This window comes from Bacillus badius NBRC 15713 (genome assembly GCF_001591605.1).
GTDB classification, from domain to species: Bacteria; Bacillota; Bacilli; order Bacillales; family Domibacillaceae; genus Pseudobacillus; species Pseudobacillus badius.
In genome coordinates this window covers 44,630-56,809 of sequence record NZ_BCVF01000007.1, presented here as the reverse complement: position 1 = coordinate 56,809, position 12,180 = coordinate 44,630, and the positions used below count along the sequence as shown (strand labels likewise).

The following is a 12,180-nucleotide window of genomic DNA, read 5'->3' as shown; positions in this document are numbered from 1 at the left end:
TTATTGGAAATTCAACGAACAGGCCTGTGTTTGTTTTTTTAATCTTTTTAGATCGATTTCAAGCTTGTTGTTGTACGTTCTGGCAATGTCCAGCAATTCTTCTTTAGGACCGTAATACACGACTTTAAATTCACCATCAAGGTAGTGCACGATGAAGAAATCATCAAAATGCGAAAATGTATTTTGGTTGACTGTAATAAATCCGTTTGTTTGGGCAGTCGTTTTTACACTTATCCGCCTTCCCTTGCTGATCACGTCGAAGCCATGCTGATTAGTCTGTCTTGATAAATGGCCGTTTGTGTGAATGGCACATAGGAATTCGCCGATTCTGCCTATCAGGTGGCGCAATTCCGTAGGTTGACAGTTTAGTAAACTCATTTCATATCTCAACATTTTATTATATTCTTCATAAAGCGTGATCATCTGCTCTTTGCTGATGAATTCGACCCCGTCTTCTCCATAGGAGCTCTGTTTGTAAATTGTTTTTATGCCACTTTTCCATTCTCCAACAACTATGTCTTCTTTAGAACCTTTAGGTCTGTGAAAAATTAAGCCTGTGTATGGATAGCATTCTCCCAGATATTTATAAATCCCCCTATTGACGTACTCAAATAAATGATGATTGAAGATCGCTCCGTTATTCATCCGGTTATAGCAATAGTCGGATAAGATAACGCTTGCAGGATTCGAATCGAATTGCTTAACTAAAGCTGCTTTTACATCCGATGACGTGAGTAATTGATTTATTTTGGAATCCAATACAGCTTTTATTTGTTCATAGATGATCATGTTTTCACTGCTTTCCTTTATAATTTCTTCAATTACTGGATCGGCTAAAGATCAGAAGCTTTAACTTTTATTTTTGAACCCTTTCAAAACATGAGATACGATAGATAAAAGAAAGAATGTAATCAGAAAGGAAGGGGCTTATGCTCAAAAAGTTCACGTTAACGACAACTAGCCGTGACCAGATGATTGAGGTGACAGAGCAGGTGCAGCAGTTTGTCACAGAGGAAGCGATCACAGAGGGAGCGGCGGTGGTGTATTGTCCTCATACGACGGCGGGTGTGACGATTAATGAGAATGCTGATCCGGATGTAAAGCGGGATATGCTTCGCCGGTTTGATGAGGTGTATCCATGGTCTCATGAGCTGGATCGCCATGCAGAGGGGAATACGGCTGCACATATGAAGGCAAGTACAGTTGGTTCGTCGCAGCATGTGATTATTGCAGCCGGCCGTTTGTTGTTAGGGACCTGGCAGGGCATTTATTTTTGTGAGTTCGATGGACCGCGGACACGCACGTTTTATGTGAAAATTTTATAAAAGGATGAAGAAGGAAAGGGGAGCGGAATGGGCGCCCCTTTTCTTTTTTTGAAGAGCAGTTTTTCCCTCCTCTTTCATTTTGTTTTCAGAAATAGAGAGTACATTAGTAAGCAAAGGGGGGAATAACATGCGAAAAAAATGGATGGCATCTCTTTTAATGATGTTCGTGCTCTTTTTCGGTTTTTCTTCAGGACAGTTGGCGAGCGCGGATGATGAGTATGAGCATGAATATGGTGAAGGCAAAGTAGAGGATCATGAATGGGACGATGAGGATGACGATTGGGAAGAGGAGGAAGGCTATGAATATGAGGTGCCTAGTCAGTCTTCTTATTGGCACATGTGGACGCGGGATACGAGTGTTGCCGCAGACAGCAGCCTGCCTTTTCAGGAAGCCCAGGAAGTCGCTGTTCAGTTAAACAAGGAGAGCGAACAGCTTTACGTGATTCCCCGGAATGGCCAGCTGCTGGTCTCAGGGGAAAAGATGGCGAATCTGCTTCAGGCAGATTATACGTATCATAAACAGAGCAGAATTCTAGAGGTGTCCAAAGGGAGAGATGAGCTGATCGTTCGTTCAGGCTCAAACGCAGCTTATGAAAATCTGGTGAAGACACCTATGCCTTCAGAAGCGTATTTTTTCGAGAAGTCCGTGTACTTGCCAGTTTCTGTCATAGCTAATACATTCGGTTACCGGGTGAGCTGGAATGAAGGCAGCCAAACGATTGTGCTGCAGTCTATTTGATGAATGAGGTGAAATGATGAAGAAAAATGCGAAGGCTAAGTGGATAGTCGGTATGTCTGGAATTGCCTTCTCCGCTTTTATTCTTGGACAATTGGACGATTTTCAAGCAGAGGGCCATGATACAAATACATTGGCAGTAGAAGCAAATGATACGATGAGCCAGCGGGAAAAAGAACTTTTGAAACTTGATTGGAGCAGCTTTTCGGTTCAAGCAGCCAATGAAGGGAATGGGGAAAGTGATCGCATGTCAAGAAAGTCGAAAAGAGACTAATACGCTTGAAGTGGAAGTCATGGATAGTTCGTTTTTTGTTTCCATTTCCAATAGCGAACAGCCGGATTGGAAAGAAGCCATTCGTTCGTTGCTTCACTATTTTGATTACGCCTTTTCAAGGTTTCGCACGCACAATGAATTGTGGATATTCAATCAAGCTGCAGAGGGAGCTGTTGTTTCTGTTTCTCCTGTTTTGTACGACCTGTTGAAAACAGCCGAGAGTTATCGATTGAAAACAGGAGGATGTTTTTCTCCTTACATGCTCAATCAGATGGAGGCTCATGGATATAAACAGTCTTTTCCTTTTGTCACAGCCCCAAAGGAACAAGGAGAGGCATTGACCGAAGAACTGGGAGGAGAGCCTCTGATATTTCACAGTAACGGTACCATCACAAAGAAAACGAAGCACAACATTGATCTTGGAGGAATAGCCAAAGGCTACGCGGTGGAAGCGGCGGCCAGGTGGCTGCGAATCCATGCACGGAGCCGCTTTGGCATTGTAGATGGCGGAGGGGATATACAGGCTTGGTCAAATGGAGAAAAGACGTGGAGAATCGGTGTAATGGATCCCTTTCAAGAAGGGCGCGAGATCGGATCATTCAGCTTTCAAAATGGAAGCATCGCCACCTCTAACCTCATCTATCGCAGCTGGTGGCAGGGAGAAGAGAAAAAGCATCATTTGTTAGATGGAAGAACGGGAAAACCGGTTGAGCCGGTTATTGTCCAATCCACTGTTTTGGCTGAGTCCTGTCTGGATGCTGAGGTAGGGGCTAAGCTTTGTTTCATGGACGGTCTTGAACAGGCGGGAGATCAGTTGCAGAAGCTTGGCGGCCGTTTTCAATTTGTGCTTGTTCAGCCGGATGGACGATTGACAACAGGAGGTGTTGGCGTATGAGCGTGGAGTTTTTTTCTACTTGGCATTTCATCCGCTTTTCGGGGCTTCTTGCCTTCTTTCTGATGACTTTTTCCGTTTCTGCCGGCTTATTAAGCAGCATGACGATGTTCAAGAAAAAGAAGCCGCTGATGCTTGAACTTCATCAAACAAGCAGCTGGATCGGATTTCTAGTTATGTTGTTTCATATGGTGGTTCTTTGGAAAGATGAGTACGTTTCTTATCAAATTGCAGAAATAATTATACCTTTCATGGATGACTATGCACCTGTGTATTCGGCTTTTGGCATTTTTTCCTTCTTTCTTTTCCTGATTGTGCTGGCGACATCCGATTTCTTTATGAAGAAGCTGGGAAGAGGGCTTTGGAAAAAAGTTCATTTACTAGTGCTGCCTGCCTGGGTGTTTATGATGCTTCACGGTTTGTTCATCGGTACGGACACAGAACAGTTCGGCATTGCCTCTGTTTATGCAGGAAGCGCGGTTCTTGTTGCGTTGCTGCTTGCGCTTCGGTATGCAGAGGCTCTTTTTCAGCCCACAAAAAAAACGCCATAACGGCGTTTTTTTTTGGCTTTTGTGAATGTTAAGGAAAAGTAATTGTAAATTCAGTCCCTTTGTCGAGCTCGCTTTTTACGGTGATTTTTGCGCCGTGGGCTTCTGCAATCATTTTGGCAATGGAAAGGCCGATGCCGGAGCCATTTCGGTTGCGTGACGGGTCTGCCCGGTAAAAACGGTCAAAGATATGAGGCAGATCATCTGGCGAAATGCCGCTGCCTGTGTCCTTTATCACTACGATTATTTTCTCTCCTGCCTTCTTTGCAGTACAGCTAATTACTCCCGCCTCTGTATAATGGGAAGCATTATCCAATAAAATGTAAAACAGCTGCTGGAGGCGTTCTGAATCGCCTTTTATGTGAAGGCTGGCGGTAATCTCGCTTTCCAGCTGCAGGGAGACAGGGAGCACGCGTGAAAATCTTTCGAGTAAATTCTGTAACAGCATAGAAAGATCGACTTCCTTCAGTTCAAGTTCAAAATGACCTTGATCACTGCGTGCCAGCATCAGCAGATCATTGAGCAGCTGATGCATCAATTCCGCTTCTTTTTTTACATCATCTAAAACATCTTGGTTGAAAGGGCTCAAGTTTTCTTTTTCTTTATCGAGAATTTCGATCGAGCTGTAAAAAACGCTGAGCGGCGTCCGCAGTTCGTGGGAGGCATCTGAGACAAACTTTTTCTGTGTCAGATACGCTTGCTGAATCGGCCGCATGGCTTGCCCTGCAAAGAAATAGCCCATCCAAGCAAACAGGAGGCTGAATAAGACAGCAAGCGCGATAAGGATCCAGATGATTTTTTGGATTAAATGCTTCTCGGAGGTGATATCCATACCAATGATCACACTTCCAATCATTTGCTGGCCCTGTTGTATATCGTAACGGGCCAGCAGCAAATGGGCGCTTTCCCATTCCAGCTCTTTCACGTATTCATCCTCCTGCTGTTGAAGATTATTGCTTTTAATATAAAGCGAGAGGCCTTTAACTGTTTCATCCCCTTTGACCAGCCGGCCGCTTTCATCAAACAGATAATAAAAAATGCCGCGATCCGGTTCAAAATCAATATCTTCATGATGGAGCTCAAGCAGTTCCTCTGCCCATTCATGCTCCTCTTCGCCATAGAACTGTGAAAGTTCATGTAGCTCATTGTTTTTGATGGCTCCTGAAATAAATATATACAAGGTAAAAATGAAAATAACAAGAATGACGAGCAATGACCCGGTAAACAGGAAAGTCAGCTTGGACTTGACGGAATTAAACATCAGCATTCCTCAAAATGTAACCGACTCCTCTTACATTTTTAATGATAGACGGCTTTCCAGGCTGATCCACCTTTTTGCGGAGCAGCTTCACTAAGGCATCAAGGGCGTTTTCAGTTACCTCCACGTCAAATCCCCAAATTCTTTCAAGCAAAATCTCCCGCGTTAATACGTAATTCTGATTGCGAATCAATAATTCAAGCAAATCGTACTCCTTTTTGGACAGCTCAATGATTTCACCGCCGCGGGTCACTGTCCGTGTATTTAAATTTAACTTTAAATTACTGCAGGAGAGCACTTCTTCAAAGGGCTTGTCGATTCTCCGCGACAGGGCCCGCAATCTCGCGGCAAGCTCCTCAAACTTAAATGGCTTGACGATATAATCATCGGCGCCGGCATCCAGTCCTTCAATCACATCCTCCAGTGAATCCTTGGCAGTCAGAAACAAGATGCCTCCTTTGTATCCATTCTTTCTTAGATGCTGGCACGCCTCAATCCCGCTCATCTTAGGCATCATCCAATCCAGAATGATCACATCGTACTGCGTAAATTGCGCATAATCGCAGGCCGTTCTTCCGTCCTTGACCCAGTCGGCGCAACTGAACTCTTTTTGCAATAAATGGTGAATAAGCTTTCCTAAACGCTCGTCATCTTCCGCAAATAAAATATTCATCAGACTATCCCCCTCTGCAATCATGTTTTTTACTTTTAGAATAGCAGATTATCCTGAAAACCTCCTGAAAACGATAAAAGGTTTTTCTCTTTATTCAAAATAGGGTAAAGCCACCCAATTTTGAATAAACGTGACTGTTCATTGTTTGCTCGTGCTGCCGTTGGAGGGTGTTCAGGCGCCAGACCGCCTTGGCCTATGCCTTTGTTTTCAAAATGGCACAATTCTTGCTTTTATATTCCACAACAAAAAGAAATGAGCGCAAATAAATTTGTTTGCTAAAAAAGCGAAAAAGGAGGAATGGCCATGGATATTACTTTCTTGATGGATGAATCGGAGCTGCAATCCAATCGGTTTGTTTGCTTGATGACGGAGGAGCATCGTTATGATTTTGCCATTATTAACACGAAGCAATTTTTAGGCAACAGCATCGTTCTCTCACTGCAAAACCACCGAATGGTATTGATGTGCGAAGAGGATATTGAAGATCGTGACTATTGGCCGCAGAGGCTGGGGATTGAAGCAGGGGATATAGAGGCTGTGCAAAGCTTTCTATATGGCGTTTTGGGAGCCTTGGAGCCGGCTGAGCTTTCTTATTAAAGAGAGAGCTTTGTTTGTAACAAAGGTGTGATCCAAATGAGAAGGCAGTTTTGCTGACAATCTGTTCGTTTTTTTAAATAAGAGAAATGAAGGGGATGGATAAGACATGGAAACCATTCATATTCGACCTGCTGAGGAAAAAGATGTTCCGCAATTGATGGAACTGATGTATGAGTACATCGTCGACTTCTACAAGTGTGACCGCCCGAGTGAAGAATCATTGGAAACATTGATTAAGCATTTAATTCAACATCCTTACGAAGGCATCCAATTTGTAGCGGAAAGGAGCGGAGGGGACCTTGCCGGTTTTGCGACCTTGTATTTTACTTTCAATACACTTGAAGTAAAGAGAATGGCTTTTCTCTATGATTTATATGTGACGCCGAGAATAAGGGGGCAAAAAATCGGAGAGCAGCTGCTGCAGACTTGCATCCGTTATATGAGGGAGAATGGCTATTCTCACATGATTTGGGAAACCGCTCATGATAATCTGGCTGCGCAAGCTTTATATGATAAAGTCGGTGCGAGTAAAGCTGCTTGGTTAAACTATGAAATCACTTGAGCGGCATATGCAAATGCGCAAGCGATAGATAAACAGCTAAAAAGATAGAAAATTCTTTTTATTTCCAGCTATAATGATATACTTTGAGTAGTGAGACATTGCATAGGGGGAATAGAAATGAACGTCTATCAAGTAACACGGGAAGATGTACACAGTGTGGCTGAGCTGTTCGATGCATACAGAGTTTTTTACGAGCAGCCTTCTAATAAGGAGGCCGCGGAGAGCTTTATCCGTGAGCGTCTGGAAAAGGAGGAATCGGTCATTTTCATGGCGGTTGAAAACGGCCAATCTATCGGGTTTACTCAGTTGTACCCAACGTTTTCTTCTGTGGCTATGAAACGAGTATGGATTTTAAACGATTTGTTTGTCACAGCGGACAGCCGCAATAAAGGAGCAGGGAGAGCACTGCTGCAGGCTGCCAAACAATTTGCAAAAGAAACGGGCGCCAAGGGATTGCAATTGCAGACAGCGGTAGACAATAAATCAGCCCAGCATTTATATGAATCGGACGGCTGGGTGAAGGATGAGAAGTTTTTTTATTATGAATTTAAGCTATGAGCGGGACCGATTCGCAAAAAGACATTCTAAAGGCTGCCTTTAGGATGTCTTTATTTTGCTATAAAAGCCGTACAGGCAGCATATGATAAATAATGTTTAAAATGAGATGAACTTCCAATTCAATAGCTATTTCAGTTGCTTCATAGTTATAATAAAAGGGAAAAAATAATAAATCATTGCTTGATAGCAGGCAGATGACTAGATAGCTTTTGTGGAGTGGATAAACGGCTTTTCTTTACAGCCATAAGTTTCTATTAATAACGATTGAATGGTGATGACGTGGAAAACTTTGTTCAGCATTTAGAAGCATCTTTACATAAAGGTTTTATCAATCAAAATATTCGGCAAATCGGAAATTACAAGCCAAAATTATTAATCAATAACACACAAAAAAATGAAACGGTTCTTACCTCGATAATTGAAGAATTGCATCAAAGCCAAACATTTATATTTTCTGTAGCCTTCATTACCGAAAGCGGACTTGCCACCTTGAAGTCCTGCCTTTGGGATTTAAAGAAAAAGGTGTGAAGGGTCGGATTTTAACTTCTACCTTTTTAAACTTTAACCAGCCCAAAGTGTTTAAAGAGCTGCTGAAAATTGCAAATGTGGAAGTAAGATTGACGAATGTAAAAGGCTTTCATTCAAAAGGATATATTTTTAATCATGGAAGACATTATTCATTGATTGTCGGAAGCTCTAACTTAACAGCCCATGCCCTAAAGGTGAATTATGAATGGAATGTAAAATTGACTTCCCATGAAAACGGGGAAATTGTTCATCATTTTCGCGACCAGTTTGAAGAAGTGTGGGAGCAATCCCAGCCGTTAACTGAACAGTGGATTGCGGAGTATGAAGCAGACTATGTGCAGCTTGTTGATAAGAAGGCGATGGATCAAGTAATGGAGCTGCCTGCACCTTATCGTGTAAATTCCTTAAAAGAATCGATTGAAATCAAGCCAAATAGGATGCAACATGAAGCGCTGGCTGCCATTCAGGCTGTTCGGGACGCAGGAAAAGACAAAGGGCTTGTTGTCTCAGCAACAGGCACAGGAAAAACCTATCTTGCAGCTTTTGATGTCAGACGGTTTGCACCTAAGCGTCTGCTGTTCATTGTTCATCGGGAGCAAATTGTAAACAAAGCAAAATCAGATTTTCAGAAGGTGCTTGGCGGGATCGATGAAGAGTTTGGCACGCTCACAGGAACGAACAGACAAACAGAAGCGAAGTATTTATTTGCGACGATTCAAACCCTGTCCAAGCAAGAGGTGCTAGGCCAATTTGATCCCAATGAATTTGATTACATTTTGATTGATGAAGTACATAAAGCCGGAGCTGCCTCTTATAAGAAAGTGATCGAGCACTTTCAGCCGCACTTTCTAATGGGCATGACGGCAACCCCGGAACGAACAGACGATATTAATATTTACGAATTATTCGATTACAATGTTGCTTATGAAATTCGTCTTCAGGAAGCGCTTGAAGCGGATATGCTTTGTCCCTTTCATTATTTTGGCGTGACAGATTTTGAATATAACGGCGAGACGATTGATGATACAACTGTTTTATCCCAGCTTGTGACGGAAGAGCGCGTCCAGCATTTACTGGACAAAATTCAATACTACGGATTTTCTGGCCGAACGGTGAAAGGGCTAATGTTTTGCAGCCGGAAAGAAGAAGCGAAGGAATTGTCCCGCCAGTTGAATGAAAAAGGCTTGCGTACCGCGGCGCTGACAGGTGAAAGTTCTCAAGAGGAAAGGATCCGCTCTGTCAGGAAATTAGAAGAAGGGGAGCTTGATTATATACTTACTGTTGATATTTTCAATGAAGGAATCGACATTCCAAGTATTAACCAAGTTGTCATGCTGCGGCAGACGCAATCCAGCATTATCTTTATTCAGCAACTGGGAAGAGGATTACGGAAGCATAAAGCGAAGGATTTTGTTACGATTATTGACTTTATAGGAAATTATAAAAATAACTATTTAATACCGGTTGCCCTTTCTGGAGAGAGCTCGCAAAATAAGGACAGGCTTCGCCGAAGGACCCTGGATACGAGTTATATTAAAGGCATTTCTACGATAAATTTTGAAGAAGTGGCGAAGAAGAAAATTTTTGAAGCTATTGATAAAAGCAATTTGACGGCAATGAAAATATTAAAAGAAGCGTTTATTCATTTGAAAAATAAAATTGGCAGAACGCCTTATTTGTATGACTTTATCAATAATCATTCTATTGATCCGGTCGTCATTGCAGAAAAGAATGCGAATTATCATCAGTTTCTCGCCAAAATGGGAGAGGATGTCCCGCCGTTAACTGATTACGAAAACAAAGTGTTGACGATGTTATCGCTCGAAATATTGAATGGCAAGCGAAAACATGAAATCCTGTTACTAGAGTGCCTTTTAGAAAAAGGAAGCGTCCCTTACAGTGAATATCTTAGCTACCTGGCTGACATGAATTGCCGGGCAGATGAACAGACACTTGCCTCAGTTCAGCGCCTTTTTGACTTATCATTTTTCACGAAGAGCGAGAGAAGTCAGTATGGAGAGGAGCCAGTCGTTTTGTTCACTGAACGGGACTGCCGCTTAAATGTAACCATAGAGAAAAGTCTCTCTTCTAAGCCATATTTTAAGGAGTTAGCACTTGATGTCTTGCGGAGTGCAAAAGAAAAAGCTAAGCTGTACAGCTGCAGTCAACCATTTACTTTATATCAAAAATATACGAGAAAAGATGCCTGCCGGCTTTTAAATTGGGAGAAAAATGAGCAATCGACGATATATGGCTATAAAACGAAACACGGCACATGCCCTATCTTTATTACTTATCACAAGCATGAAGCGGTGGATTCGAGTGTTGCTTATGGGGATGAGTTTCTCAGCAAGGACATTCTGAAGTGGTATACGAGAAGCAATCGGAAATTACAGTCGGAAGAAGTCCAGCAGATTATCAAGGCTAAAGAAAGGAACATTGACATCCATATTTTTGTGAAGAAGGATAATGATGAAGGCGGCGACTTCTATTACTTGGGACAAGCATGGCCAGATGAAAAGAGCGTTGAGCAAACCACAATGAAAAATAAGAAAGAGCAAGATATTCCGGTTGTCCGCATGAATATGGTGATGGAGAAGCCGGTTGACAGTAATCTGTATAACTACATTAGAACAGGGACTCAAGGTTGAAAGGAACTGGCCAATAAGTCTCTCACATAAAAACAGAGGAAGAAAAGAGAACGATTTTTTCCGCCGGAATGACAATCAGCCGGTTTCTAAGAAGAAAATAGAGGCTGTCTCAAAAAATCATGTGTTATGACCTTTTGGGACAGCCTCTTTTAGTTAGATTGAGAGTAAAGTGCCAAACATAACATCGATAGCTAAAAAAGGAATTAGGCATCTACCCTCGTGGACAGCAGCTTATTGATCGTTGGAATATCTGCAGGTGCCCATTCTAATGAACGTAAATCATGAAGGGGGACCCATTTAATTTCAGCATGCTCTTTTGCACGCGGTGTTCCTGCTGTTATTGTGGTGCGGTATGTAAGTAAATTAACAATAATATTAGGGTATTCATGAACTACATCCTCAATCAGCTCATGTACTTTCACTGTACATCCAAGCTCCTCTTGGATTTCTCTTATGAGCGACTCTTCAGGAGTTTCCTCTTTTTCGACTTTTCCTCCTGCAAACTCCCAGAGATTAGGCAAAGACATGTCTGGTGAACGGAGTGCGCACAAAACCTCATTTTGTTCATTAAAACATACAGCTGCAACTACTTTAATTGTTTTTTTCATCTGAACAGCTCCTTTTATTCGTTAAGCAGATCTATTCTTTGTCTAATGTAACATAATTTCGCTCACAAACGGGAGGACTTCCTGAGTTTACAGAGTTTTTGAGAAAGCATGGAGGTTATTAGTCGAAAAAAACAGCCGTCCTTGGAATGGGGCTTCCAAGGCGACTGTTCTTATCTCTGTGTTAAATACTTAAAAGATTCTCTCGTAATTCTTGGAACTGCCACGCTTCTCTCGGCCCGGGCAGCCAGGTGCTGGGCAAATTCACTGACTTTCTCAAATTCATTCGGGTAAGCGAAGGCCAATTCTTCATCCTCCTCAATCGGAAAGAGCTCAATAAAGTAGGTCGTATCCGGCTTATAATCCAGCATCCCATCGACAAATCCTAATATTTGACGGAACTCTTGCTGTTTTTCTTCTGCCTCCGTATCAAAGTAAGAAAAGAATAATACCTCAATATGATTGGCGCGGGCATAGTCCTGAAATCCCTCTTCGGTCATCCCGCTTTCAACTAGAACCTGATTATCGCTTAGTCTAGATTTTCTTCGGGCATCATGAAACATCAAGTAGCCCACATCTTCAAAGTCCGTTCCTATTACCCTGTAGAACTCAACATTCTGACTGGCAATTAATCTTTGAAAAGTAACGATGGCTATCAAACTCCTTCTAAGAAAAGGTTCTCTATCAGATAATTTTAACGGAGAGGGTGCTTTTTTTCTATTCAATCGATGAAAATTTTGGAAAGTGGCGAGCGGGTGTTTGTCCAATAAAAAAATCCGCTCTGGCCAATGATCGGACAGGCGGATTTATGGAAAAGAGAGACATGGAACAGGCAATGGTTTATTCCTCCACTTTGCTTAGGCAGTGCTCGCATTCGTTATGGTAAGACTCGTGCTGCTCAACCATTTTTACGCCGCATTGGCAGCATTCCTTCTGTGGGATATTGCGGTAGAATTCTAATGGCATCATAGAG

Annotated in this window: 14 protein-coding genes and 1 pseudogene; 9 read left to right on the top strand and 6 right to left on the bottom strand. The window is 42.4% G+C overall.

The features are described from left to right. Entirely contained in the window at positions 1 to 789 is a 789-nt protein-coding gene (locus BBA02S_RS05525; protein WP_041113483.1) for a DUF7225 domain-containing protein, read from the bottom strand. Positions 790 to 929: 140 nt separating this feature from the next. Here BBA02S_RS05525 and BBA02S_RS05520 point away from each other — a divergent pair, with 140 nt between their 5' ends. The 5 genes from BBA02S_RS05520 (at position 930) to BBA02S_RS05500 (ending at position 3,778) form a co-directional block, all read left to right on the top strand. Then, positions 930 to 1,325 (top strand): secondary thiamine-phosphate synthase enzyme YjbQ, encoded by a 396-nt coding sequence (locus tag BBA02S_RS05520; protein WP_041094628.1) that lies wholly within the window; start codon positions 930 to 932, stop codon positions 1,323 to 1,325. A gap of 127 nt (positions 1,326 to 1,452) precedes the next feature. Further along, positions 1,453 to 2,064, top strand: coding sequence for a copper amine oxidase N-terminal domain-containing protein (locus BBA02S_RS05515; protein WP_041113484.1), 612 nt, complete (start codon positions 1,453 to 1,455; stop codon positions 2,062 to 2,064). 13 nt (positions 2,065 to 2,077) lie between these two features. After that, positions 2,078 to 2,335: a hypothetical protein gene (locus BBA02S_RS05510; RefSeq protein WP_156136524.1), complete on the top strand. Its 258-nt coding sequence runs from the start codon at positions 2,078 to 2,080 to the stop codon at positions 2,333 to 2,335. After that, entirely contained in the window at positions 2,301 to 3,230 is a 930-nt protein-coding gene (locus tag BBA02S_RS05505; protein ID WP_169799349.1) for an FAD:protein FMN transferase, read from the top strand. Before BBA02S_RS05510 ends, BBA02S_RS05505 begins: the two co-directional genes overlap by 35 nt. Continuing rightward, on the top strand, positions 3,227 to 3,778 hold the full coding sequence (locus BBA02S_RS05500) for a ferric reductase-like transmembrane domain-containing protein (RefSeq protein WP_041113485.1): 552 nt from the start codon (positions 3,227 to 3,229) through the stop codon (positions 3,776 to 3,778). Before BBA02S_RS05505 ends, BBA02S_RS05500 begins: the two co-directional genes overlap by 4 nt. 28 nt (positions 3,779 to 3,806) lie before the next feature. Here BBA02S_RS05500 and BBA02S_RS05495 read toward each other — a convergent pair whose 3' ends face one another. Then, positions 3,807 to 5,036, bottom strand: coding sequence for a sensor histidine kinase (locus tag BBA02S_RS05495; protein WP_041113531.1), 1,230 nt, complete (start codon positions 5,034 to 5,036; stop codon positions 3,807 to 3,809). Continuing rightward, positions 5,029 to 5,706 carry a response regulator transcription factor gene (locus BBA02S_RS05490; RefSeq protein ID WP_041113486.1) on the bottom strand — a complete coding sequence of 226 codons (678 nt, stop codon included), beginning with the start codon at positions 5,704 to 5,706 and terminating at the stop codon, positions 5,029 to 5,031. Before BBA02S_RS05490 ends, BBA02S_RS05495 begins: the two co-directional genes overlap by 8 nt. A 303-nt stretch (positions 5,707 to 6,009) precedes the next feature. Here BBA02S_RS05490 and BBA02S_RS05485 point away from each other — a divergent pair, with 303 nt between their 5' ends. From BBA02S_RS05485 to BBA02S_RS05470, 4 genes and pseudogenes are all read left to right on the top strand, one after another. Then, positions 6,010 to 6,303, top strand: a complete 294-nt coding sequence (locus tag BBA02S_RS05485) for an SAV0927 family protein (RefSeq protein WP_041113487.1) — start codon at positions 6,010 to 6,012, stop codon at positions 6,301 to 6,303. Between the two features lie 106 nt (positions 6,304 to 6,409). Continuing rightward, positions 6,410 to 6,865: a GNAT family N-acetyltransferase gene (locus BBA02S_RS05480; RefSeq protein WP_041094616.1), complete on the top strand. Its 456-nt coding sequence runs from the start codon at positions 6,410 to 6,412 to the stop codon at positions 6,863 to 6,865. Positions 6,866 to 6,982: 117 nt separating this feature from the next. After that, a complete protein-coding gene (locus tag BBA02S_RS05475) occupies positions 6,983 to 7,423 on the top strand; it encodes a GNAT family N-acetyltransferase (RefSeq protein WP_041094614.1) in 441 nt (146 codons plus the stop codon). Between the two features lie 279 nt (positions 7,424 to 7,702). Next, a pseudogene (locus BBA02S_RS05470) lies at positions 7,703 to 10,602 on the top strand (DEAD/DEAH box helicase). A 203-nt stretch (positions 10,603 to 10,805) separates the two neighbouring features. Here the strand turns inward: BBA02S_RS05470 and mutT are convergent. From mutT to yhfH, 3 genes are all read right to left on the bottom strand, one after another. Further along, entirely contained in the window at positions 10,806 to 11,210 is a 405-nt protein-coding gene (gene mutT, locus BBA02S_RS05465) for an 8-oxo-dGTP diphosphatase MutT (RefSeq protein WP_041113488.1), read from the bottom strand. A gap of 170 nt (positions 11,211 to 11,380) precedes the next feature. Next, positions 11,381 to 11,866, bottom strand: a complete 486-nt coding sequence (locus BBA02S_RS05460) for a hypothetical protein (protein WP_041094612.1) — start codon at positions 11,864 to 11,866, stop codon at positions 11,381 to 11,383. Positions 11,867 to 12,047: 181 nt separating this feature from the next. After that, complete coding sequence (gene yhfH / locus BBA02S_RS20185; RefSeq protein ID WP_082027979.1) at positions 12,048 to 12,176, bottom strand: protein YhfH; 129 nt, start codon at positions 12,174 to 12,176, stop codon at positions 12,048 to 12,050. Between the last annotated feature and the right edge of the window lie 4 nt (positions 12,177 to 12,180).

Coding starts and splice junctions, on each gene's coding strand:
- BBA02S_RS05525 (WP_041113483.1), bottom strand. CDS start 789: ATGATCATCTATGAACAAATAAAAGCTGTATTGGATTCCAAAATAAAT.
- BBA02S_RS05480 (WP_041094616.1), top strand. CDS start 6,410: ATGGAAACCATTCATATTCGACCTGCTGAGGAAAAAGATGTTCCGCAA.
- BBA02S_RS05490 (WP_041113486.1), bottom strand. CDS start 5,706: ATGAATATTTTATTTGCGGAAGATGACGAGCGTTTAGGAAAGCTTATT.
- mutT (WP_041113488.1), bottom strand. CDS start 11,210: ATGAAAAAAACAATTAAAGTAGTTGCAGCTGTATGTTTTAATGAACAA.
- BBA02S_RS05510 (WP_156136524.1), top strand. CDS start 2,078: ATGATGAAGAAAAATGCGAAGGCTAAGTGGATAGTCGGTATGTCTGGA.
- BBA02S_RS05485 (WP_041113487.1), top strand. CDS start 6,010: ATGGATATTACTTTCTTGATGGATGAATCGGAGCTGCAATCCAATCGG.
- BBA02S_RS05500 (WP_041113485.1), top strand. CDS start 3,227: ATGAGCGTGGAGTTTTTTTCTACTTGGCATTTCATCCGCTTTTCGGGG.
- BBA02S_RS05495 (WP_041113531.1), bottom strand. CDS start 5,036: ATGTTTAATTCCGTCAAGTCCAAGCTGACTTTCCTGTTTACCGGGTCA.
- BBA02S_RS05520 (WP_041094628.1), top strand. CDS start 930: ATGCTCAAAAAGTTCACGTTAACGACAACTAGCCGTGACCAGATGATT.
- BBA02S_RS05475 (WP_041094614.1), top strand. CDS start 6,983: ATGAACGTCTATCAAGTAACACGGGAAGATGTACACAGTGTGGCTGAG.
- yhfH (WP_082027979.1), bottom strand. CDS start 12,176: ATGATGCCATTAGAATTCTACCGCAATATCCCACAGAAGGAATGCTGC.
- BBA02S_RS05515 (WP_041113484.1), top strand. CDS start 1,453: ATGCGAAAAAAATGGATGGCATCTCTTTTAATGATGTTCGTGCTCTTT.